The organism is Comamonas aquatica (assembly GCF_018064205.1).
In the GTDB taxonomy this organism is placed as follows: domain Bacteria; phylum Pseudomonadota; class Gammaproteobacteria; order Burkholderiales; family Burkholderiaceae_C; genus Comamonas; species Comamonas aquatica.
Map to the genome: position 1 here is coordinate 2,217,408 of NZ_CP072916.1, position 22,300 is coordinate 2,239,707.

The following is a 22,300-nucleotide window of genomic DNA, read 5'->3' on the forward strand; positions in this document are numbered from 1 at the left end:
GGCGGCGTGCCGTCAGCGCGGCGTGCGTTGCAGGGCCAGGATCTCGCGCACCACGTTTTCCGTGGCCTGCACGGGGTGTGCCTGCACATGCGGCTGGGCCAGCACGATGCGGTGGGCCAGCACGGCCGGTGCCACCTCGCGCACCACCGCGGGCTCCACGTAGCGCTGTCCGCGCACATGGCTCAGGGCGCGGGCCATGCGTGCCAGGCCCAGCGTGCCGCGCGGGCTGGCGCCGAAGCGCAGCATCGGGTGCGTGCGCGTGGCCGCCACGATCTGCGCCATGAACTGGGCCATCTCCGGCGTCACGATGACGGCGCGGGCGCCCTCGGCCAGGTCCGCAAACTGTGCCGGCGTGCACACCGGCTGCAGGCGCTGGATGGGGTGGACGAACTGCTGGCTCTGGATCAGCCCGGCTTCGATCGCGAAGTCCGGGTAGCCCAGCGACAGGCGGATCAGAAAGCGGTCCATCTGCGCCTCGGGCAAGGGGAAGGTGCCGGCCATGTCCATGGGGTTTTGCGTGGCCAGCACCACAAACGGCTGGGGCAAAGGCAGGCTGTGGCCATCGAGCGTCACCTGCCCCTCCTCCATGCATTCCAGCAAGGCCGACTGGGCGCGCGGGTTGGCGCGGTTCACCTCGTCGGCCAGCACGATGTGGGCAAACACGGGGCCGGGGCGCAGCGCAAAGCTGCCGTCCTTGGGGTTGTAGACCGGACCGCCCACGATGTCCGAGGGCATCAGGTCGGCCGTGAACTGGATGCGCTTGAACGACAGCCCCACCGAGGTGGCCAGGGCCCGTGCCAGCATGGTCTTGCCCAGGCCCGGCACATCCTCCAGCAGCACGTGGCCGCTGGCCACCATGGCCGCCAGCGCCCACTCCACCTGCTGGTGCTTGCCCTGCAGCACCTGCTCGACATTGCGCACGATGGCTTGCGCCAGTGGGGCCCCCGACTGTGCAGGGGCGGCCTCGGTCACCGCAGCGTCCATGTCATTCCCTCTCTGTGTTTGTGTCTGGTTCTGGAATGCCGCCATCTTCCAAAGAAGCCGCCGCGCCAGCAAGCCCCCGCCCCCAAAATGCCACAGGCATGAAAAAGGCTGCCCCGGGGGCAGCCTCGGCTGCGTGCTTGCGAACAAAAATGGCCTTCAGCGCTTATCCAGCAAGCGCCAACAGCTATGCTTTTAGGCGTATTGCTGCAGACCGTGCTTGCTGTCCACCAGCTTGCCCGCCGACAGGGACATCATCAGCAGCGCGATCTGCTCGTGCATGATGACCGTGTGGGCATTGCGCGAATCCACCATGTACTGGCGCAGCTGCTCGCGCACCTTGGTGGCACCGGTCACGTCGATGATGATGTCCACCTGGGAGCCCAGGCTCACCAGTTCCATGAAGTTGTCGGTCACGGGCACCTGGTGCTGGCGGGCCAGCGCGATGCCGGGCAGCTCCAGGTTCAGATCGGCCACGCCCAGCACCTGCACGAACGGTGCATTGAACAGTTGCTGCAGCAGCGGGGTGCCAGTATCACCGGCGCCGATGACTACGATGCGAAAAGCTTGCATGAGATAACTACCTTCCATCAGCCAGCCGTTCGCCCCAGAGGCGCGGACCTGGTCAGAACCCGCAAGTGTCCCCGCGCTGCCGGCTGCGTTTTCTGCGCCACGTCAAGGACTCGGCAGGCCGCCCCCATCACCCCGCTGTCGCGGCCGTGCACGGGTGTGCCCCGCGCCCCAGCGCAGGCACGCGACAATGCAGCGATGCGAACCGCAGTTTCGGAATCTCTCATGCAACGACGCGACTACCTGGCCGCACTGGGCCAACTGGGCCTGTGCGCCGCCCTGCCCGCCTGGGCCGCAACCCCGGCCGACACCCCCTGGTTCCCCCTGGACAGCCGCGTCCCGGGCGGTGTGGCCCGCCTGTCGCTGGGCCCTTCGTCCTTTCGGCCGCAGGTCACCACATCGGAAGGCATCCCGGTGCTGGTGGTGGGCGACATGATCGAGTGGACGGCCCTGGTCGGCATTCCGCTGTCGGCCAAGCTGGGCGTGCACACCGTCACCGTGCACAGCGACGACGGCACCCAATCCGTGGACTATGCCGTGCGCGACAAGCGCTACACCGAGCAGCAGTTGAAGGTCTCGCCCAAGACCGTCGATCTCTCGCCCCAAGACCTGGCGCGCCACGAGCGCGAACGGGCGCACCAGCAGACCATCATGGCCCTGTTCAGCAGCCCGGCACCGCAGACGGGGGACCTGCAGATGCGCCAGCCCTGCCCCGGGCGCCGCTCCAGCAGCTTCGGCCTGCGCCGTGTCTTCAACAGCCAGCCGCGCAATCCGCACAGCGGCATGGACATTGCCGCCGCCACCGGCACGCCCATCGTGGCGCCGCTGCCGGGTAAGGTGGTGGATGTGAGGGACTACTTCTTCAACGGTGGCACCGTCTGGCTGGACCATGGCGGCGGGCTGCTGACCATGTACTGCCACCTGTCCAGCGTGCAGTGCCAGGTGGGCGATACGCTGCGCACCGGCCAGGCGTTTTGCAAGGTGGGCGCCACCGGCCGCGTGACCGGTCCCCACCTGCACTGGGGGGTCATGCTCAACCGCAGCATGGTGGACCCCGCGCTGTTCCTGGCCGAATAAGCCCTCAGCGCTTGTCTATCAAGCGCTGACTGCTATCAATTCAAAATCCATAGCCGCAGCGCGGCTCAGCGTTTGCTGTGGGCCACGGGCTCCGCCGGCACATCGACCAGCAGGTAGCGGCGCATCAGGTCGAAAAAGCTGTCGTAGAACTGGTCGCTGGTCACGGTCTCGCTGCCGATCTTGATCATGGAGTCGTGGCCGGCCGCCACGGGCACCGACACCGAACCCAGCATGCTGACGCCCAGGCTGGCCGAGTTGCTGGCCATCTTCAGCGCAAAGCTGTCCTGCAGCGCACTCACAAAACCCATGCTGAGCTGGCCGTCGCTGCTCTCGGGCACGCAGGTGACACGGATGTTCATCTGCACATGGCGGTCCGGCTGGGGCTGGAAGCTCTTTTGCCCCTCGACCGTTTCCTGGTCGGCCTTGTTCACGATGTAGCCCTGGCTGAGCAGGGCACGCCGCGCCGCCTCACAGGTCTGCGCCGGCGTCGCATCAAACAGGCGCGAATAGGTCGCGGCCGAGCCGAACTTTTCCTGCACCTTGGGCATGGCCTCGGGCACGGGCGAGCGCCCCAAGCCACCACACGCCGTCATCAACAGGGCCACCGCCACTGCGGTGCCGCCACGCACGGCGGCCTTGGCCCAACGGCCTCGCAACAATCTGGACATGAACGTTTCCACAAGACCCGAGATCCAACTTTCTAAAAAAGCGACGGGCGGGCACTGCAGACCAGCCCCATCGCTCACTATTTTATAGCTCCTGCCATTCGCACGCCGGGCATGCACAGCCGTCATGAACGGCTTGATACATCGGCATACGATTTCAGGGCTTGTCTCACACAAGCGCCCCCACACCGCCAACATACTTGGGGTTTGCATACGCCCCCACCGGGGCGTTGTCCATTTTGAGGAGAAGAACACCCATGCTGAACCGTACAAGCTTCACCGCCACCAGCGTGCTGGCCGCCATGACCCTGGCAGCCTGCACCTCGGCACCGCATGCCACGGCACCGGCCACCCCATCTTCGGTCAGTCTGCAATCCCATGAATGGCAACTGCATAAAGCCTTGAACGCACAAGGGACGGTGGACCCGCAATGGCAGTTGCCCGGCACGCCCCAGGGGCCAGCCCCCACCGTCGGCCTGCGCTTTGTCGATGCGCAGACGGTCAGCGCGGAGAACCTGTGCAACCGCATGCATGGGCGCTATACCCTCAACGGCACCAACATCCAGGTCGAGCGCCTGGCCAGCACCCTGATGGCCTGCCCCAACGCCAACCTGATGGCCCTGGAGCGCAAGGTCGGACAATGGCTGCCCCAGGCCCGGACCTGGAGGATCGTGGGCAATCCCAACGCCCCGGTGCTGGAGCTGCAGTTTGACAATGGCGCGCGCTGGCAACTTACAGGCAGCCCCACCTACGAAACGCTGTACGGCGGCAGCGAGCGCATCTTCCTCGAGGTGGCCCCCCAGCAAATGGCCTGCAGCCACCCCCTGATGCCGAACGCCAAATGCCTGCAGGTGCGCGAAGTGACCTACGACGCCCAAGGCATCAAACAAGGCCACGGCGCCTGGGAGGCGTTCTACGGCGCAATCGAAGGCTATACCCACCAGGACGGGGTGCGCAATGTGCTGCGCCTCAAGCGCTACACCCGCTCGCCAGTGCCTGCCGATGCCTCCAAGTACCTGTACGTGCTGGACATGACGGTGGAAAGCGAACGCGTGCGCTGATACTGCCGCGCCCCGGCGCTTGCACCATGCAAAAAGCCCTTGGATCACCTCCAAGGGCTTTTTAATGGCCCACTGCTCACCGCCATTTGTACCCAGCATCTGTGGGCCCAGCTGTGGACAACCCATTGGAAAATCTGCCAAGCTTTTGAATCAAAACAACTTTTATAAGCTGCTCAAAAATTAAGTAAATTCCACAAATCGGTCAGCCGCCCCATCGTCCTCAGACGAAATGGAAGGTGCCATCCACAAACATGGAGGCACGGTGCCCACGTTCACTGAATTCGTCGGCGTACGACCAGAAGGCTTTCACGGTGCCGTTTTCAGTATCGATCACCTGGCTCACCGTGAAGCCCGTCTTTTCGATCCAGTTCAGGAAATGCAGCGTGTCTGACAGCTGGAGATAGCTCAGTCGCTCATTGCCCTGGGTCACATTGCCGTTCTTGTCCGTGACGCACCAGTGCAAGTCTCCACGCACAGAATATCGGACCTGTGCCGTGCTTTCCGGGAATTGAATCACTGCCTCGCGTCCCAACAAGGCCCCGGTGTAGTGCATTGTCATACAAGCCCCCTTTGCAACCATGCTTTGGATACGGCGCTGGTCGCCATCGCCTAGACTTGATTGTTCTGCGGGCGCCACAGCCCATCCTGTGAGAATTTGGCGCATCCTCAAGCCATCACCTTGGCAGATGGCGACATAGGCGTTTGGCTGATACGGGACACCCCTATGTGGCCTGCAACGGCCCGGTGGGTACCGCGTCTTATTCGAGATTCCAGTTGTGGCGCACCCAGCTGAGCTTTTCCATGTGCACACCCAAGCGCTTGGACTGCATTTGCAGCAGCTCCCGGACCTCGACGGGCAGCGTCTTGCGCAGCGCCCGCTGGTAGCTGGACAGCAGGGTGCGTTCGCGCAGCTCGCAGACCTCGAACACCTGCGCCGGCGCCCAGTCCGACAGGTCATCGCGCCAGGCCATCCAGCGACGGCGCAACCTGCTGGGCCACGTGGTCAAGCCCATGTCCTCTTTGTGAAACGCACGCTTCACATGGCTGTGCAAGGTGTAGGCAAAGTCACGCAACATCAGGATGTGTCGTTGAATGACCTGGTGGGCGAAGTCACTCATGGGGATGGCGCACATGCGTTGCAAATCCTCGGCCAGCAGGGCGCAGCCGCGCTGCAGCGGCAACAGGCTGGCCGCGGTCTCGCGGCTGCACTCCACTCGCGCGGCCGGCTGCTGCACCTTGCGCATTTGCTGGCTGGCATGCAGCCAGGCCGCATGCACGGCCTGGTGCACCTCGCGCCAGGGCAGCAGGCTGGAGCCACTGCGCACGGCCCACTGCCGGTGCAGGCGATCAGCCAGGTCTTCAAACTCAGCATCCGGGTATTGCAGCGCCGTCTGCCAGCCCAGTTCATAGGCCGGGCGGTACTGGTCGTAGCTGCGGCCGGCGACGTAATAAGGCGCCTGTGAGAAGTGCTCGCGCCAGTAGGTGTCCTCCTGCTCGGAAACCAGGCGCATGTGGATATCTAGGGTCAGCACGGCAATGTCGCTGTCAGGAGGGGGGTCATAGCGTGCCACGCCGGTCTGCACCGCGGACAGTGCCGTGCTACATGCCGGATAGCGGGGGAAAGTCAGCAGCATGGGCTATGACAGATTTCAAAAGCAAGTGAACGCCAACTTGGCGATGCTTTTGATTCTCAGAAACCATGCGCAGCCCGACGGTCGGCTGATACGAACGGTCGATGTAGGACGGCCCCGTCTGCCCTGCCCGACCCCGCCATCGACATGAAAAAAGGGCATATCGCAGATATGCCCTTGTGCCGTGGTGCCTGTCGGCGGATGCGGCTAGCTCTCGTCACCTGCTCCACGCTCGGGGCCGTCCAGCCCCAACTCCTGGATCTTGCGCGTGATGGTGTTGCGCCCGATCCCCAGGCGCTGCGCGGCTTCCATGCGCTTGCCGTGGGTCAGGCTCAAGGCGGTCGTGATCAGGCTGGACTCGAAGCGCTTGCTCAGCACGTCCCAGACCTCCTTGCAGTCACCCTGCAACAGCTTGCGGGCATCGGCCTCCAGCAGGCTTTCCCAGCCAGGCCCGACATACCCCGCGGCGACAGTGGCCGCCCCACTGGCCTGCGGCTGTGCGGCGCTGGCGACCGGAACCTCCGCCACCGTGCCGATCTGCAGAGGCACCAGGCCCGCGGGCTCGACCGGTGCAGTACTGGCAGACGCACCCAGCACCTCCGGAGGCAGGTCCTGCACTGAAATTTGCTGGGCCGGGGCCATGACCGTCAGCCAGTGGCATATGTTCTCCAGCTGGCGCACATTACCGGGGAAACCGAACTGCGCCAGACGCTGCAAGGCGGCCTCCGAAATGCGCTTGGGCTCTACCCCCAGCTGCTTGGCGCTGCGCTGCAAGAAATGCTTGGCCAGCATGGGCACGTCCTCGGAACGCTCGCGCAGCGAGGGCAGACGCAGCCGGATCACATTCAGGCGGTGGAACAAGTCTTCACGGAACACCCCATCCTTGACCCGCTGCTCCAGGTTCTGGTGGGTGGCAGCAATCACGCGGACATTGCTTTTGACCGCCGTATGGCCACCAACCCGGTAGAACTGCCCATCGGACAGCACGCGCAACAGCCGGGTCTGCAGATCGAAGGGCATGTCACCGATTTCGTCCAGGAACAAGGTCCCGCCCTCCGCCTGCTCGAAACGCCCACGGCGCTGCGTCTGCGCCCCGGTGAAGGCGCCACGCTCATGGCCGAACAGCTCCGACTCCAGCAAATCCTTGGGAATGGCGGCGGTGTTGATGGCCACGAAAGGGCCATTCGCCACGGGCGAGTGCTTGTGCAAGGCACGCGCCACCAGTTCCTTGCCCGAACCGGATTCACCGGTGATCAGCACGGTGACGGCACTCTGGCTGAGGCGGCCGATCGCCCGGAATACATCCTGCATCGCGGGCGCCTGGCCCAGCATCTCGGGCATGGCCGTCTGGCGTTCCTCGGCGACCTGCTCGCGCTCACTTTCTTCCACCGCGCGGCGAATCAACTCCACCGCCTTGGGCAGATCGAAAGGCTTGGGCAGGTACTCGAACGCGCCGCGCTGGAAGGCCGACACCGCACTGTCCAGGTCCGAGTAGGCGGTCATGATGATGACCGGCAGTTCCGGCTGCTGCGCATGCACCTGCTCCAGCAGTTGCAAGCCCGAGCCGCCAGGCATGCGGATATCGCTGACCAGGACCCGCGGGCCCTGGTGTGCAGGATCGCCTTCCGGCAGATCGGCCAAGGCGGCCAGCACTTCGCGGGGGTTGCTGAAGCTGCGGGTGTCCAGGTTTTCGCGAGCCAACGCCTTTTCTAAGACGAAGCGGATCGAGGGGTCGTCATCTACTATCCAGATCGGCTTCATATGCTGTGTTTACCTTCCGTTGTTTGTTCTTGAAAGACCCGGTCTCACGGCAGCGGGATCAGGATACGAAAATCCGTGCGCCCCGGCATGCTTTCGCACTCGATGAGGCCATGGTGGCGCTGCACGAATGTCTGCGCCAACGGCAGCCCCAAGCCCGAACCGCCATCCCGCCCCGTCACCAGCGGATAGAAAATCCGCTCCTTGATGTGGTCCGGTACGCCGGGTCCGTTGTCAATCACATGCAATTCCAGTGCCAACCTGTGGCGCTGGCGACCAATCGTCACCTGGCGGGCCACCCGGGTGCGCAACACGATTTCGGCCTCGCCACTGGCAATCTTGTCTGAGAGCACCTGTGCGGCGTTTTGCACGATATTCAGCAGCGCCTGGATCAGCTGCGCACGATCCCCCTTGAACTCCGGGATGGAAATGTCGTAATCCCGGCGCACTTTCAGGCCCTGGGGGTACTCCAGCAGGACCAGGGAACGCACCCGCTCGCACACCTCATGGATGTTCAGGTCGGCCAGCTGGTGCGGGTGACGGTGCGGGGCCAGCAAACGATCGACCAGGCTTTGCAGGCGGTCGGCCTCATGGATGATGACCTGGGTGTATTCCTTGAGCTCACGGCTGTCCAGCTCCATCTCCAGCAACTGGGCCGCGCCGCGAATGCCGCCCAGCGGGTTCTTGATCTCGTGCGCCAGATTGCGCACCAGCTCCTTGTTCGCCTGGGCCTGCTCGACCAGGCGCTCCTCGCGGTCCTGGCGGGCCTGCTGCTCCAGCACCCACAGCTCCACCAGGCTCAAGTCCGTGTGCTCGATCGGTGTCAGCGTGACGTGCACGAACAGCGGCTCTTGCACCGTGCGCTGCAGGCCGGTGTCGAAGCTCATCGCCGCATAGCCGTGCCCATCCGAGGATTGCAGGCCCGTGCGCAGCAGCGAGGGCGAGGACAGGTACTGGGCGAACTCCACCCCTTCAAGCATGCGCCGCGACATGCCCATCGCGCTTTCCAGGGCGGCGTTGGCAAACACCACGGCACCCTGCTGGTCGACCACCACCGCCAAGGTAGACAGCAAATCCAACGCAGCAAAACGCTGCACATCACGGGGAACTGCAAGCGACATGGACAGACCACTCAACTTTCAAAAACAATCAGCCACCAGAGTGGCGTGCCAGCTCTCGCTGGATGCCGGCAATGTCGCTCTCCTGGCGGGCAATGCTGGCCTTCAAGCTCTCCAGGCGCTCGTTGTAAACCTGCGCGTTGCGCAACTCCAGCGCCGACTTGGTCGGGTAGCCGTCGTTGTATTCGGCCTTGAGCGCCTTCAATTTTTCCTGGGCCTTGACCAGCTCGGCCTGCAGGATGGCCCGGGCATCGCTGTCACGGGCTTTCTGCTGGCTGGGATCGACCTGCACCGCACGGGCGCCCGCCGGCGCAGGCGTGGAGGCCTTGCCCTCACCAGTCCCGGCGGGGGTGGCAGGCGCGGGCCGGGTGTGCACCACGGTCACATGCCCACCTTCCACCACCTGGCAGTTGCGCTGCTTGGCAATGGCAGCGCTGTTGGTGTACTCATTGCCACAACGGTAAATGCGCTCCTGGGCCTGTGCCGCAGGCAGCACGGCGGCACAGGCCAGCCAGCAGGCGGTTGCTCCGATCAGTTGCTTCATAGTGTTCACACCTCCAACGTTCAAATCCAGGCGCCGTACCGCAGAACCAGCATGCATGGCGTGTCTGTATGGCATTGTGCAATGCCCGACCTGCACTGTCCCGGATTGTCCGACTTGGGCCACCCGCTGCCGCCGACAAAAAAGGCAGCCTCTCGGCTGCCTAGTTGTGTCGTTCCAGCACAGGGGCCACGCATGCATGCCCAGCCCCTGCCGCCGGAATTACAGCGAGTAGTACATGTCGTACTCGACGGGGTGCACGGCCTGGCGGAAGCGGGTCACTTCGCCCATCTTCAGTTCGATGTAGGCGTCGATCATGCTGTCGGAGAACACACCACCCTTGGTCAGGAAGGCGCGGTCCGCGTCCAGGGCTTCCAGCGCCTGGTCCAGGCTGTGGCACACGGTCGGCACCAGCTTGTCTTCCTCGGGCGGCAGGTGGTACAGGTCCTTGGTGGCAGCTTCGCCGGGATGGATCTTGTTTTCCACGCCGTCCAGACCGGCCATCAGCAGCGCTGCGAAGCCCAGGTAGGGGTTCATCAGTGGATCGGGGAAGCGAGCTTCCACGCGGCGGCCCTTGGGGTTGGCCACGTAAGGAATGCGGATCGAGGCCGAGCGGTTCTTGGCCGAGTAGGCCAGCTTCACGGGGGCTTCGAAGCCAGGCACCAGGCGCTTGTACGAGTTGGTACCGGGGTTGGTGATGGCGTTCAGGGCACGGGCGTGCTTGATGATGCCGCCGATGTAGTACAGCGCGAAGTCGGACAGACCGGCATAGCCGTCGCCGGCGAACAGGTTCTTGCCGTCCTTCCACACGGACTGGTGCACGTGCATACCGGAGCCGTTGTCACCGCTGTAGGGCTTGGGCATGAAGGTCGCGGTCTTGCCGTAGGTGTTGGCCACGTTCCAGATCACGTACTTCTGCAGCTGTGTCCAGTCGGCACGCTCCACCAGGGTGGAGAACTTGGTGCCCAGTTCGTTCTGGCCAGCGCCGGCCACTTCGTGGTGGAACACTTCGACGGGGATGCCCAGGGATTCCAGGATCAGGGACATCTCGGCACGCATATCCTGGGTGCTGTCGACAGGAGGCACGGGGAAGTAGCCGCCCTTAACGCGGGGACGGTGGCCACGGTTGCCGCCTTCAAACTTGGTACCGGTGTTCCAGGGGGCTTCGTACTCTTCGATTTCGAAGAAGGGGTTGTGGGGTTCGGTGCCCCAGCGCACGCCGTCGAAGATGAAGAATTCGGGTTCGGGACCGAAGTAGGCGGTGTCGCCCAGGCCGGAAGCCTTCAGGTAGGCTTCAGCGCGCTTGGCCACAGAGCGGGGATCGCGGTCGTAGGCCTTGCCGTCACCGGGTTCGATCACATCGCACTGCAGGATCAGCGTGGTTTCTTCGAAGAAAGGATCGATGTTGGCGGTGTTGGGATCGGGCATGAGCAGCATGTCCGACGCTTCAATACCCTTCCAACCAGCAACCGACGAACCGTCAAAGGCGTGGCCCGAAGTGAACTTGTCATCATCAAAGTGCGACACAGGCACGGTCACGTGCTGTTCTTTGCCACGGGTATCAGTGAAGCGCAGGTCAACAAACTTGACCTCGTTTTCCTTCACTAGGTTCATCACATCTGCAACGGTCTTAGCCATCAGGTTCTCCTGGAAAAGCGCTTCATAGAAAGTACGCAGTTAGCAAAGCAGTTTGTGTGCCAGCTCGCCCCACACCCATCCACAAGCGGAAAGGCTGTGAAGTCCATGTTTTCACAGCCTTTTGCAATTCACCACTTTGGTGCAAATTCAACAAGCCATTCCGGACTTGCTTTCCATGCACTATTTTAGTTCCTGGATGTGCGCCACATTGGTGCAATCACCAATATGCGGCATGCCCTGCACCAAGTGGCAAAAAACACACAACGGTTTTCACGGCCGCGCGTCTGCCGGTGGTGCCACCTGCCCGGCATCCAGCGCGGCATGCTCCCGCAGACTGTGCAGGGCGGCCAGGCCATAGTGCGCAAACCAGAGCGAGGAAAACGCCAGCACCAGCGCATAAATCCACACGGCCACCGGAATCAGCACCCAGAACGCGGCGGCGAACACCACCCCAGACGCCCACACCAGGCTGGGCGCAGCACCCAGGTAGCCACAGACCACCCCCATCAACAGCAAGCGGTAGCGGTGGGTGGCCAGGAGGGTCTGGCGCTCGGCCGGGCTGGCGTGCTCGGCCAGGGCGTCAAAGGCCATGACACGGTAGGTCAGCCAGCCCCAGATCAGCGGCGGCAGCACCAGCACCAGCGGTGGCACCAGCCACAGCGGCATGGACAGCACCAGGGCCAGCAAGGCCACGGCCGTCGATCCCAGGGCCCACAGTGCGCTGCCCACCCAGCCCGCACCATGCTTGCGCTGCAGTTGCGGAAAGCGGCGCTCGGCCACCAGTGCCACCATCTGCGGGGTCATCACCACGGCCACGATGGCCAAGGCCACCATCACCATCACCGGGCTGATCACCAGCACCAGCAAAACCGCCGCCGCCACGGCGCTGGCCGCTGCCGTGCCCTGCCCCATCCAGCCCCACAACCATTGCAGCCAGCTGACAGCTTCCAGCCAGGCCTGCACGCTGGCCGCGGCAGCGTCCCACCAGAACACCCCGACCAGCGCCGCCATGCCGGCCACCAGCAGCAGAGGAAACAAGGACCAGGCCATCACCCGACCCCGCAGGCAATCGGTCACCGCGCGCCACAGCGCATCCAAGATCATGTGCATGCTGCCAAGCATAGCGGCGCCGACCTGCCCGGCACAAGGCCAGTGGCACGCTGGCCCCTGCACACCCCAATCGCATCAAGCACATCAAAAAGCAGAGCTGCTGGCGCTCATCAACACTGGGTTGTAGATACTTTTTGGATTGAAAGCGTTGGATGACGAGCGCCGACTGCTCTTATTTATAGATTTTGGAAATAAAAAAAGGAGCCCCGGGGGGCTCCTTGTGCCGACGTGCATGCTGGCTTACAGCTTCCACTTGTCCATCAGCTTCTCGGGCGACAGGTTGTCGTAGCCTTCGAAGGGCTGGTGGATCCAGGGGTTGGTGGGCAGGTCTTCCACAGAGTAGTCGGCGCGGAAGGTCGACACACCCTTGGTCCAGATCACGGCGGTACGCAGCTCGGTGATGGGCTGGTAGTTTTCCTTGAGCATCTTCACCACGGCATTCAGCGTCACGCCCGAATCGGCCAGGTCGTCCACCAGCAGCACGCGGCCGGCGATCTCACCCTTGGGGGTGGCGATGAAGCGGCCGATGTCCAGATGACCCTGCACGGTGCCGGCCTCGGCGCGGTACGAGCTGGTCGACATGATGGCCAGGGGCTTGTCAAAGATACGGCTCAGGATGTCACCGGGGCGCAGGCCGCCACGGGCCAGGCACAGGATGGTGTCAAATTCCCAGCCGGACTGGTGGATCTTGAGGGCCAGCTTTTCGATCAGGCCGTGGTATTCGTCGTAGCTGACGTACAGGTGCTTGCCGTCTTCAGTCAACATGGTCGTGTTCCTGTGTAATTTCGCGAGGAGCGTGTTTATAGAGGCAACGCCGCTTCAGCCCGCGCTGTAGGGGTTTTGCATCAGGATGGTGTGGTCGCGGTCGGGGCTGGTGGAAACCATGGCGATCGGCACACCGGTCACTTCGGCGATGCGGTCCAGGTAACGGCGTGCATTCACAGGCAGCTTGTCGTAGTCGGTCACACCCACGGTGGAATCGGTCCAGCCGGGAATGGATTCGTAGATGGGCTTGCAGCGCTCGATGTCGTCCGCGCCCATGGGCAGGATGTCGATCTTCTCGCCGTCCAGCTCATAGCCCACGCACAGTTGCAGCTCTTCGATGCCATCCAGCACGTCCAGCTTGGTGATGCACAGACCGGACAGGCCGTTGATCTGGGCCGAGCGCTTGAGCAGCGCGGCATCGAACCAGCCACAGCGGCGCGAACGGCCGGTGGTCACGCCCTTTTCGGCGCCCACGGTGGACATGACGTAGCCCGGTGTGCCTTCCTTTTCCCACTCCAGCTCGGTGGGGAAGGGCCCGCCGCCCACGCGGGTGCAGTAGGCCTTGGTGATGCCCAGGATGTAATGCAACATGCCAGGGCCCACGCCCGCACCGGCGGCGGCATTGCCAGCCACGCAGTTCGACGAGGTGACGTATGGGTAGGTGCCGTGGTCCACGTCCAGCAGCGTGCCTTGCGCGCCTTCAAACAGCAGGTTGGCACCGGCGGCATGGGCGTCGTTCAGCTCGCGCGACACGTCGGCGATCATGGATTTGAGCAGCTCGGCATGGCGCATCGCTTCGGTGTACACCGCGTCGAACTGCACTTCGCCGTCCTTCATGTAGGGGGCCAGGTGGGGACCGAAGTCGAACTGCTTGGAGCCAAGAACGTTCACCAGAATGTGGTTGTGCAGGTTCAGCAGCTCGCGCAGCTTGGTGGCGAAGCGCTCGGGGTGCTTCAGGTCCTGCACGCGCAGGGCGCGGCGGGCGATCTTGTCTTCGTACGCAGGACCAATGCCTTTGCCGGTGGTACCGATCTTCTGCGTGCCGCCTTGCTCACGGGCGGCTTCACGCGCCACGTCCAGGGCCTGGTGGAAAGGCAGGATCAGGGGGCAGGCTTCGGACACGCGCAGACGGTCACGCACGGACACGCCGGCCTTTTCCAGGCCTTCGATTTCCTCGAACAGCTTGCCCACGGACAGCACCACGCCGTTGCCGATGTAGCACTTCACGCCAGGGCGCATGATGCCGCTGGGAATCAGGTGCAGTGCGGTCTTCACGCCATTGATCACCAGGGTGTGGCCGGCGTTGTGGCCGCCTTGGAAGCGCACCACGCCTTGGGCGCTTTCGGTCAGCCAGTCGACCAATTTACCCTTGCCTTCGTCGCCCCACTGGGTACCGACGACGACCACGTTGCGACCTTTGGTTGCTTTCATAATCTCAAATCCGATGAATTGAAAAATGCCTTAGATGGCTTGAACGACCCATTGCCCGGCGCTGAGCACCAGTGCGCGGTCGCAGTCGAATTCGTCCACTTCGCTCTCATGACCTGGCAACACACACACCACGGTCTCGCCTTGGCTGCGCAACTGCGCAATGGCTTGACTAAGTTGTGCATCGTTGCCCCAGGGAGCGCGAATGGCCGCACGCAGCGGACGCGATGGCACCACCGACACCAACTGCTTGATATCCAGTGAGAAGCCCGCCGCAGGGCGGTTGCGTCCAAACACAGCCCCCACTTCGTCGTAACGGCCGCCACGCACCAGCGCATCGCTGGCGCCCGGGGCGTAGACGGCAAAGCGTGTGCCGCTGTAGTAGGAGTAGCCACGCACGTCCGCCAGATCGAACGTCAGGTTCGCTTGCGGAAACTGTGTGGCAAACCACTTGAGGTGCTGCAGCACGTGCAGCGTTCCGGGTGTGCGGGCCAACGCCTTCTCTGCCTCGTCCAGCACGGAGACATCACCGTACAGCTGCAGCAAGGCCTGCAGGCCTTCGCGCGCGGTCTGGGGAAAGCTTTTGGTGAGTGCCGCCAAGCCCGTGGCGTCCTTGGCGGCCAGCGCCGCGTGCACCTTCTGCAGCACGCTGGCATCCACCATGACCCCGGCCAGCAGGCTGCGCACGATGCGCACATCGCCCAGGTCCACGGTGAAACCGGTCACGCCCGCACCCTGCACGCAGGCCAGCGCCAGGCTCAGCGCCTCTACGTCGGCTTCGGGTCCTGCATGGCCATAGATTTCAGCGCCGAACTGCAGCGGCTCCCGCGTGGCACGGGGGCGATCCTGCGTGGCATGCAGCACCGGACCGCAATAGCACAGGCGCGTCACGCCCTGGCGGTTCAGCAAATGTGCGTCGATGCGCGCCACCTGCTGCGTCATGTCCGCACGCAGCCCCAGGGAGCGTCCGGAAATCTGGTCGACCAACTTGAAGGTCTGCAGGTTCAGTGCTTCACCGGTGCCGGTGAGCAAGGACTCCAGATACTCCAGGAGCGGAGGCATGACCAACTCATACCCATAGCTGCGCGCCGTATCGAGCAAACCTCGGCGCAACTCTTCAATGTGGCGTGCCTCGGAGGGCAGCACATCGGCGATGTGATCCGGCAGGACCCAAGCGGACATGGAAAAAGGGGGAGGCTGTTAAAAACGTGATTCTATCGGCTATCGCCGGCCGCCCCCAACAAAGCCTTAAGGCCTAGCCATGATCCACGTTATTCAAGCCACCACAGCAGGCTTAAACCGACTGCGATACAGAGCAGCCCCACAGCGCGTATCTGGCCATCGCGCAGGGCCAGCAGCTGGATCAAGGTGGCGCGCCAGTAGCGCGGTGATGCAAACGGCAGCAAACCCTCGACCACCAACAACAAGGCCAAGGCAGTCCACCAAGAAAATCCGGATTCCATGGGGTGGGCTGGCCTTGGCCTGAAGGGCTACAGACGGTGCGCGCGCTTAGTTGCTGCTGGCTCCACTGCTGCGGTAGGACTTGAAGAAGTCAGAACTGCTGGGGTCAACCAGCATCACGTCGCTCTTGTTCGCAAAGCTGGCCTTGTAGGCTTCCAGACTGCGGTAGAACTTCGCGAACTGGGGGTCTTGCCCAAAAGCTCCGGCATAGGTTCGGGCTGCCTCGGCGTCGCCTTCGCCCTTGATCTTTTGTGCATCCCGGTAGGCATTCGCCACGGTGATTTCGCGCTGGCGATCGGCTTCCGCACGGATCTTTTCACCCTCGGCAGCACCAGTCGAACGCAGCTCGTTAGCCACGCGCTTGCGCTCGGCTTCCATGCGGCGATAGACGGACTCGGTGATGGTCTCAGCGTAATCCACACGGGTGATGCGCACGTCCACCACATCCACTCCCCAGGTCTTGCCACCGGTCACGGCATTCAGGACTTCCTGCTTGACGTCGGCCATCAGGGTGTCGCGCTTGCTGGACAGCAGCTCGCGCACGGTTCGCTTGTTGACTTCCTCTTGGAAGGCATTGCGCACCACACGGTTCAGCTGCATGGCACCGGCACTTTCGTCCAGACCCACGTTGCGGATATATTCCGACGGATCGGTGATGCGCCAGCGCACGTACCAGTCGATCACCACGCGCTGCTTTTCGGCGGTCAGCATGGGTTCGGTATCGGTACTGTCCAGTGTCAGCAGACGCTTGTCGATGTAGCGCACGTTCTGGAACGGCGGTGGCATCTTGAAGTTCAGGCCCGGCTCGGTGATGACTTCCTTGATCTGCCCCAGGGCATAGACCACGCCGAATTGGCGCTGGTCCACCACAAAAAGCATGGAGCTCAGCACGGCCAGCACCACCAGCAGGCTAGAGGCAATAAATCCAACTCTGTTCACAACAGATCTCCTCAGCGGGACTCACGCTCGCGCGAGCGATTCACATCGCGCGCACGGGCATCAATGGGGGTTGCGGGCACCACGGTGACACCGTTCTGCGCAGGTGTGCGAGCCGCCGCATCCTGTGCAGCCTGCGGTGCCGCGCCAGAGCTGTGCAGGATCTTGTCCAGCGGCAGATACAGCAGGTTGGAGCCCTGGCGCGAATCCACCAGCACCTTGGTCACGTTGCTGTACACCTCTTGCAGGGTTTCGGTGTACAGGCGATCACGCGTCACCTGGGGCGCCTTCTTGTATTCGGCCAGCAGGGAGCTGAAGCGCTGTGCATCACCCTCGGCCTGTGCCGCGATGCGCTCACGGTAGGCTTCCGCCTCTTCCTTCAAACGCGCAGCCGTACCTGTGGCACGGGGGATCACGTCGTTGGCATAGGCCTGCGCCTCATTCTTGGCACGCTCGCGTTCCTGGCCAGCCTTGAGCACATCGTCGAATGCCGCCTGTACCTGCTCGGGCGGACGCACACCGCCTTGCTGCATATTGATGCCAACCACTTCCACACCCACCTTGTAGCGGTCCAGGATGGTCTGCATCAGATCCCGCACGCGCGGCGCGATCTGGTCGCGCTCTTCCGCCAGTGCGGTATCCATCTTCATCTTGCCGACCACTTCACGCACCGCGGTCTCTGCCGCCTGCACCACCGCGACGTCGGGGTTCTTGCTCTCAAAAAGCCAAGCCCGGGCGTCGCTCAGGCGGTACTGCACCGCGAACTTGATCTCGACGATGTTCTCGTCCTCGGTCAGCATCGCCGATTCACGCAGACCGGTGCTCTTAATGATGGTGTCACGCCCCACATCCACGGAACGGATCTGCGACACATACACCAGCTCATGGTTCTGCACGGGATATGGCAAGCGCCAGTTGAAACCAGCACCCACGGTCGAGTGGTACTTGCCGAACTGCGTGATCACCGCCTGCTGGCCTTCCTGCACGATGAAGAAACCCGTGCCCAGCCAGATCAGCACGGCGATGCCGGCAATAACGCCGACGCCAATGCCTGCCCCCTTCATTTCTGGCGGCTGGCTGCTGTTGCCCCCTTGGGGGCCACGGGGTGGTTTGCCCCCGAACAGGCCCGAGAGCTTGCGATTCAGGTCACGCCACAGCTCATCCAGATCCGGTGGCTGGCCCGCCTGCTGCTGGCCACGCGGCGGAGGTGGAGAGGAAGGAGGCTGTGCAGGACGGTCAGAATCCGGGCGCGAATCGCCCTCCCCTGTGTGGTTGTCCTCTCCACGCCCCCAGCGGGGATCATTCAGATTGAACATTCCCCGCAAGCGTTCTGGCAGCACTGCCCAGCGAGGGGCGCGATTCAGGAAATTCATGCGAAAAGTCTCAATTGGTATTGCTATGAACCATGTGGCATTGTGCCGAAATGTGCAGGTGCACTTTGCTCAATCGTCGTAGTCATCAAGGGACATTGGTTCAGACCTTAGGCCATCGCGACCATCTTGGACCTCCCCTTCGTCGGATGCATTCCGGGCTGCCAAAGCGGCCTGAGCCAGCAACTGGCGCAACTGCACCAGGCCTTCGCCCGTGCGCGCACTCACAAACACACGAGGAACGGCCACCCCATCCACCTCGTAGGTGTCCTGCGTGATGGCAGGCATGCGCTCCGGCGGCAAGGCATCCAGCTTGTTGAAGACCAGCACCTGGGGAATATCCAAGGCACCGATCTCGCCCAACACCCTGCGGACTTGATCCATCTGCTCAGGGAAAGTTTCATTCGACGCATCGACCACATGCAGCAGCAGATCGGCATCCACCGCTTCTTGCAGCGTGGCCTGGAACGCCTCGACCAGACCGTGGGGCAAATCGCGGATGAAGCCCACGGTGTCCGACAGGGACACGGACATGCCCGCTTCGCTCAGGTACAGCTGGCGCGTGGTCGTATCGAGCGTGGCAAACAGCTGGTCCGCCGCGTAGGCTCGCGCTTTCACCAGGGCGTTGAACAGCGTGGATTTGCCAGCATTCGTGTAGCCGACCAGCGAGATGTTGAACACATCTCGGCGCTCACGCTGCCGGCGCTGGGTGGCGCGCTGCTTCTTGACCTTCTGCAGCTTGTCCTTGGTGCGCTTGATGGCATCTGCAATCATGCGGCGATCCAGTTCGATCTGCTTTTCGCCCGGCCCACCACGCCCGCCGATACCGCCCATCTGGCGCTCCAGGTGGGTCCAGCGGCGCACCAGGCGTGTGGCCACGTACTGCAGGCGCGCCAGTTCCACTTGCAGCTTGCCTTCATGGCTGCGCGCGCGCTGGGCGAAGATCTCCAGGATCAACAACGTCCGGTCATTGACCGGCATTTCCAGATGGCGTTCCAGGTTCCGCTGCTGCGCCGGACTCAGGGCCTGGTCAAACAGCACCTCGCGGGCGCCATGCATCTGGGCCAGCATGCGGATTTCTTCCGCCTTGCCACTGCCCACAAACAAGGCTGCGTCGGGTGCTTTGCGTTTACAGGTGATGCGTGCCACAGGGCGCAGGCCGGCGGTTTGTGCCAGCAGGCCCAGTTCTTCAAGCTCTGTGTCGAAGTGTGGAAGTCCGAAGTCAACGCCCACCAGCACAACAGGGGTGGCCTCTTCGGGGGAGGATGCGGCGTTCACGCTCATGCCATCACCTCCCCCACCCTGCACGGCTGTGCAGGGAAGGGATAAGTCAACAGTTTCAAGCGGCAGCGGCCTCGTTGTCGTTGTTGTCAGCCAGGCTGAAGTTCACAGGGCGACCAGGGACGATGGTCGAGATGGCGTGCTTGTAGACCATCTGAGTCACGGTATTGCGCAGCAACACCACGTACTGGTCGAACGATTCGATCTGGCCTTGCAGCTTGATGCCGTTGACCAAATAAATGGAAACCGGCACGTGCTCGCGGCGCAGTGCGTTCAAAAATGGATCTTGCAGGAGTTGGCCTTTATTGCTCACGATATTCTCCGTGTTCGGAAATGTTGTTGTAAACCGACACCTTACCACAGCGCCTTTTGTGCATTTCCCTTGCAGGGATTCGCCCTCTGGCACTGCGGTGATGGCTTCCCAGCTTAGTCGGAATAGGGGTTGTGGGAAGTCTTGAACTCGATCCTCAGGGGGGTACCCACCAAATCAAACTCCTTGCGGAAACGTCCTTCCAGGAAACGGCGGTAGGCCTCGGTGATGTGCTCCAAGGAGTTGCCATGCACCACGATCACGGGCGGGTTCATGCCCCCCTGGTGCGCGTAGCGCGGCTTGGGGCGATACGCTCCCGCCTTCTTTGGCGTTTGATACTGCACGGCTTCCAGCAGGACGCGTGTGAGCACAGGCGTCGGCATCTTGCAGGTGGCCGCCTTGTGCGCTTGCACGATGGAAGCCCACAAGGGCCCCAAGCCCTGGCGCTTGATGGCGGAGATGAAGTGCAGCGCGGCAAATTTCAGGAAGCCCAAGCGGGTTTCAATCGCACGCTCGACCAGCTGCCGCTGGTAATCGTCCACGGCGTCCCACTTGTTCACCGCCACCACCACGGCACGGCCGCTTTCCAGGACGTAGCCCGCAATGTGGGCATCCTGGTCTGTCACCCCTTCGGTGGCATCGATCAGCAGCAAGACCACGTTCGCGGTTTCGATCGCCTGCAAGGTCTTGACCACCGAGAACTTCTCGATGGCCTCGAAGACGCGACCCTTGCGGCGCAGACCGGCGGTATCGATCAGCTCGAAGCGCTGGCCGTTGCGCTCGAACGGCACAGCAATCGCATCGCGCGTCGTGCCCGGCATGTCGAACGCCACCAGGCGCTCCTCACCCAGCCAGGTGTTGATCAAGGTGGACTTGCCCGCGTTCGGGCGTCCGGCCAGGGCCAAGCGCACAGGGCGCGCTTCCACGTCCTCGATGCTTTCCTCTTCGGGCTCGGGCAGGTTCAAAGAACCCAGCGCCAAATCCACCAGACCGCGCACGCCCTGCCCGTGGGCAGCGGACACCGGATAGACATCCCCCAGGCCCAGCTCATAGAACTCCGCCAGCTGCGTGCCCGCCTTCATGCCTTCGGCCTTGTTGGCCACCAGCACACACGGCTTGCCCAGGCGACGCAGGTAGTTGCCGATGTCATGGTCCTGAGCCGACAGGCCGTCGCGCGCATCGACCACAAACAGCACCACGTCGGCTTCCGCCACGGCCTGGCGCGTTTGCTTGGCCATTTCGCGGAAGATGCCCTTGGAGGCATCGGGCTCAAAACCGCCCGTGTCGATCACGATGTACTCGTGCTTGCCCTGGCGACCCTGGCCGTAGTGGCGATCGCGTGTCAGACCGGCAAAGTCGGCGACGATGGCGTCGCGCGACTTGGTCAGTCGATTGAACAAGGTTGATTTGCCCACATTGGGCCGCCCGACAAGGGCAATAACTGGCTTCATTCGAAAATTTTTGTCAATCCGGGCGGAAGCCGTAAATGCCGCCGCCGCGTGTCACAACCACCAAGGTATCGGCGGCCACCACCGGCGCTGCTGCCACGCCGGTTCCATCGGTATTCAATCGGTTCAGGTGCGAGCCGTTCTGCTTGGACACCAGGTGCACCAGGCCCGTCTCATCGGCCATCACCACGGCACGCCCCAGCACCAGCGGTGCGGACAGCTTGCGGTGCTGGAAGCGATCGACCGACCAGCGCTTGGTGCCGTCGGCCAGATTCCAGGCCTGCAGGATGCCATTGCTCTCCGTACCAAACACGTACTCTGCATCAGCTGCAATTCCCACTGCTCCCTTGGCAGTTTGTGACCATGCGGTGCGACCGACATTCGCATCCACGCAGCCCACGGCCGCCTGGAAGGCGCGCGCGCAGACGGCATTGCCGACGCGGCTGGCAGGGCCGACCAGATCCACCAGACGCTCCACATCGTTGGTGCCGCGCGGCGATGCCAACGGAGCCTCCCACTCGACGCGGCCATCATCCGGATTCAGGGCCACCAGGCGGCCGGACAGGCCGGCCAGCAAGGTGTTGCCATAGGGCATCAGCACCCCCTGCTGGCGCAGCACCAGGGGCTCGCCCTCCCGGCGCTGGGTCCACAGGTGGGCACCATTTTGCGCATCGAAGGCCGACACCGAACGGTCGGCCGCCAGCACAAAGATGCGACCGCCCGCGACCAGCGGGGCGGTGAAGACCGAGGTGCTGAGCGGCTTGCTCCACAGCTTGTTGCCGCCCTCCAGCACTACCAGCTCGTTGCCGGTGGTCACCACGGCCGCATGGCGGCCATCGGCGCCGACGCCGGTTTGCAAGGCCTTGCCGGCCTGGCCACGCCAGCTTTCACGGCCATTGCTGGCGTTGATGCTGACCACCGTACCGTCGGCCGCTGCCACGATCACGTCCTGCCCCTGGACCTGGGCCCGCACATTGGCGTCCTTGATCGCTGGAATGCGCACCGTCCAGGCCTGGCGCACCGGCAAATTGACCACGTTCGGACCCAAGTCCATGGGCTTGGGTGCACTGCCGGAACCGAACCACGCGCAGCCACCCAGGGCTGTCACCATGGCCATGGCCACCACCGTGCGCTGCACGGTCACTCCCCAA

General features: G+C 63.3%; 22 protein-coding genes. 2 read left to right on the forward strand and 20 right to left on the reverse strand.

Going from position 1 to position 22,300, the window contains the following annotated elements; genetic code table 11:
- Nucleotides 1-12 precede the first annotated feature (12 nt).
- Both KAQ61_RS10535 and KAQ61_RS10540 read right to left on the reverse strand, forming a co-directional pair.
- Complete coding sequence (locus tag KAQ61_RS10535; RefSeq protein WP_210929135.1) at nucleotides 13-984, reverse strand: AAA family ATPase; 972 nt, start codon at nucleotides 982-984, stop codon at nucleotides 13-15.
- Nucleotides 985-1,176: 192 nt separating this feature from the next.
- Nucleotides 1,177-1,554, reverse strand: a complete 378-nt coding sequence (locus KAQ61_RS10540) for an oxidoreductase (RefSeq protein ID WP_042415629.1) — start codon at nucleotides 1,552-1,554, stop codon at nucleotides 1,177-1,179.
- 222 nt (nucleotides 1,555-1,776) lie between these two features.
- Here KAQ61_RS10540 and KAQ61_RS10545 point away from each other — a divergent pair, with 222 nt between their 5' ends.
- A complete protein-coding gene (locus KAQ61_RS10545) occupies nucleotides 1,777-2,628 on the forward strand; it encodes a peptidoglycan DD-metalloendopeptidase family protein (protein ID WP_210929136.1) in 852 nt (283 codons plus the stop codon).
- A 65-nt stretch (nucleotides 2,629-2,693) separates the two neighbouring features.
- Here KAQ61_RS10545 and KAQ61_RS10550 read toward each other — a convergent pair whose 3' ends face one another.
- Complete coding sequence (locus KAQ61_RS10550; protein WP_183301844.1) at nucleotides 2,694-3,296, reverse strand: DUF2242 domain-containing protein; 603 nt, start codon at nucleotides 3,294-3,296, stop codon at nucleotides 2,694-2,696.
- A gap of 254 nt (nucleotides 3,297-3,550) precedes the next feature.
- On the opposite strand from KAQ61_RS10550, the gene KAQ61_RS10555 reads away from it, so the two are divergent.
- Nucleotides 3,551-4,354 (forward strand): META and DUF4377 domain-containing protein, encoded by an 804-nt coding sequence (locus tag KAQ61_RS10555; RefSeq protein WP_210929137.1) that lies wholly within the window; start codon nucleotides 3,551-3,553, stop codon nucleotides 4,352-4,354.
- Between the two features lie 220 nt (nucleotides 4,355-4,574).
- Here the strand turns inward: KAQ61_RS10555 and KAQ61_RS10560 are convergent, their stop codons facing one another.
- From KAQ61_RS10560 to bamB, 17 genes are all read right to left on the reverse strand, one after another.
- Nucleotides 4,575-4,913, reverse strand: coding sequence for a MoaF-related domain-containing protein (locus tag KAQ61_RS10560; RefSeq protein ID WP_231499244.1), 339 nt, complete (start codon nucleotides 4,911-4,913; stop codon nucleotides 4,575-4,577).
- 199 nt (nucleotides 4,914-5,112) lie between these two features.
- Nucleotides 5,113-5,988: a ferritin family protein gene (locus KAQ61_RS10565; RefSeq protein ID WP_210929138.1), complete on the reverse strand. Its 876-nt coding sequence runs from the start codon at nucleotides 5,986-5,988 to the stop codon at nucleotides 5,113-5,115.
- Nucleotides 5,989-6,192: 204 nt separating this feature from the next.
- Entirely contained in the window at nucleotides 6,193-7,746 is a 1,554-nt protein-coding gene (ntrC, locus tag KAQ61_RS10570) for a nitrogen regulation protein NR(I) (RefSeq protein WP_210929139.1), read from the reverse strand.
- 44 nt (nucleotides 7,747-7,790) lie between these two features.
- Entirely contained in the window at nucleotides 7,791-8,864 is a 1,074-nt protein-coding gene (gene glnL, locus KAQ61_RS10575) for a nitrogen regulation protein NR(II) (protein ID WP_210929140.1), read from the reverse strand.
- A gap of 28 nt (nucleotides 8,865-8,892) precedes the next feature.
- Nucleotides 8,893-9,405, reverse strand: coding sequence for a hypothetical protein (locus KAQ61_RS10580; protein ID WP_210929141.1), 513 nt, complete (start codon nucleotides 9,403-9,405; stop codon nucleotides 8,893-8,895).
- Between the two features lie 219 nt (nucleotides 9,406-9,624).
- Complete coding sequence (gene glnA / locus KAQ61_RS10585; protein ID WP_042415646.1) at nucleotides 9,625-11,040, reverse strand: type I glutamate--ammonia ligase; 1,416 nt, start codon at nucleotides 11,038-11,040, stop codon at nucleotides 9,625-9,627.
- A 270-nt stretch (nucleotides 11,041-11,310) separates the two neighbouring features.
- Nucleotides 11,311-12,150 carry an EI24 domain-containing protein gene (locus tag KAQ61_RS10590; RefSeq protein WP_244982864.1) on the reverse strand — a complete coding sequence of 280 codons (840 nt, stop codon included), beginning with the start codon at nucleotides 12,148-12,150 and terminating at the stop codon, nucleotides 11,311-11,313.
- 240 nt (nucleotides 12,151-12,390) lie between these two features.
- Complete coding sequence (locus KAQ61_RS10595) at nucleotides 12,391-12,915, reverse strand: phosphoribosyltransferase (protein ID WP_042415649.1); 525 nt, start codon at nucleotides 12,913-12,915, stop codon at nucleotides 12,391-12,393.
- A gap of 54 nt (nucleotides 12,916-12,969) precedes the next feature.
- A complete protein-coding gene (locus tag KAQ61_RS10600) occupies nucleotides 12,970-14,346 on the reverse strand; it encodes an adenylosuccinate synthase (protein WP_154164544.1) in 1,377 nt (458 codons plus the stop codon).
- A 30-nt stretch (nucleotides 14,347-14,376) separates the two neighbouring features.
- Nucleotides 14,377-15,525 carry an ATP phosphoribosyltransferase regulatory subunit gene (locus tag KAQ61_RS10605; protein WP_210929143.1) on the reverse strand — a complete coding sequence of 383 codons (1,149 nt, stop codon included), beginning with the start codon at nucleotides 15,523-15,525 and terminating at the stop codon, nucleotides 14,377-14,379.
- Nucleotides 15,526-15,614: 89 nt separating this feature from the next.
- Nucleotides 15,615-15,806 carry a DUF2065 domain-containing protein gene (locus KAQ61_RS10610; protein WP_045267101.1) on the reverse strand — a complete coding sequence of 64 codons (192 nt, stop codon included), beginning with the start codon at nucleotides 15,804-15,806 and terminating at the stop codon, nucleotides 15,615-15,617.
- Nucleotides 15,807-15,852: 46 nt separating this feature from the next.
- Entirely contained in the window at nucleotides 15,853-16,743 is an 891-nt protein-coding gene (gene hflC / locus KAQ61_RS10615) for a protease modulator HflC (RefSeq protein ID WP_042415662.1), read from the reverse strand.
- Between the two features lie 11 nt (nucleotides 16,744-16,754).
- On the reverse strand, nucleotides 16,755-18,113 hold the full coding sequence (gene hflK, locus KAQ61_RS10620) for an FtsH protease activity modulator HflK (protein ID WP_210929144.1): 1,359 nt from the start codon (nucleotides 18,111-18,113) through the stop codon (nucleotides 16,755-16,757).
- A gap of 69 nt (nucleotides 18,114-18,182) precedes the next feature.
- A complete protein-coding gene (gene hflX, locus KAQ61_RS10625; protein ID WP_210929145.1) occupies nucleotides 18,183-19,394 on the reverse strand; it encodes a GTPase HflX in 1,212 nt (403 codons plus the stop codon).
- 55 nt (nucleotides 19,395-19,449) lie between these two features.
- Nucleotides 19,450-19,704: an RNA chaperone Hfq gene (hfq, locus tag KAQ61_RS10630; protein ID WP_042415668.1), complete on the reverse strand. Its 255-nt coding sequence runs from the start codon at nucleotides 19,702-19,704 to the stop codon at nucleotides 19,450-19,452.
- A gap of 113 nt (nucleotides 19,705-19,817) precedes the next feature.
- Entirely contained in the window at nucleotides 19,818-21,152 is a 1,335-nt protein-coding gene (gene der / locus KAQ61_RS10635) for a ribosome biogenesis GTPase Der (RefSeq protein ID WP_210929146.1), read from the reverse strand.
- Between the two features lie 13 nt (nucleotides 21,153-21,165).
- Nucleotides 21,166-22,266 (reverse strand): outer membrane protein assembly factor BamB, encoded by a 1,101-nt coding sequence (gene bamB / locus KAQ61_RS10640; protein WP_210931856.1) that lies wholly within the window; start codon nucleotides 22,264-22,266, stop codon nucleotides 21,166-21,168.
- Nucleotides 22,267-22,300: the final 34 nt, after the last annotated feature.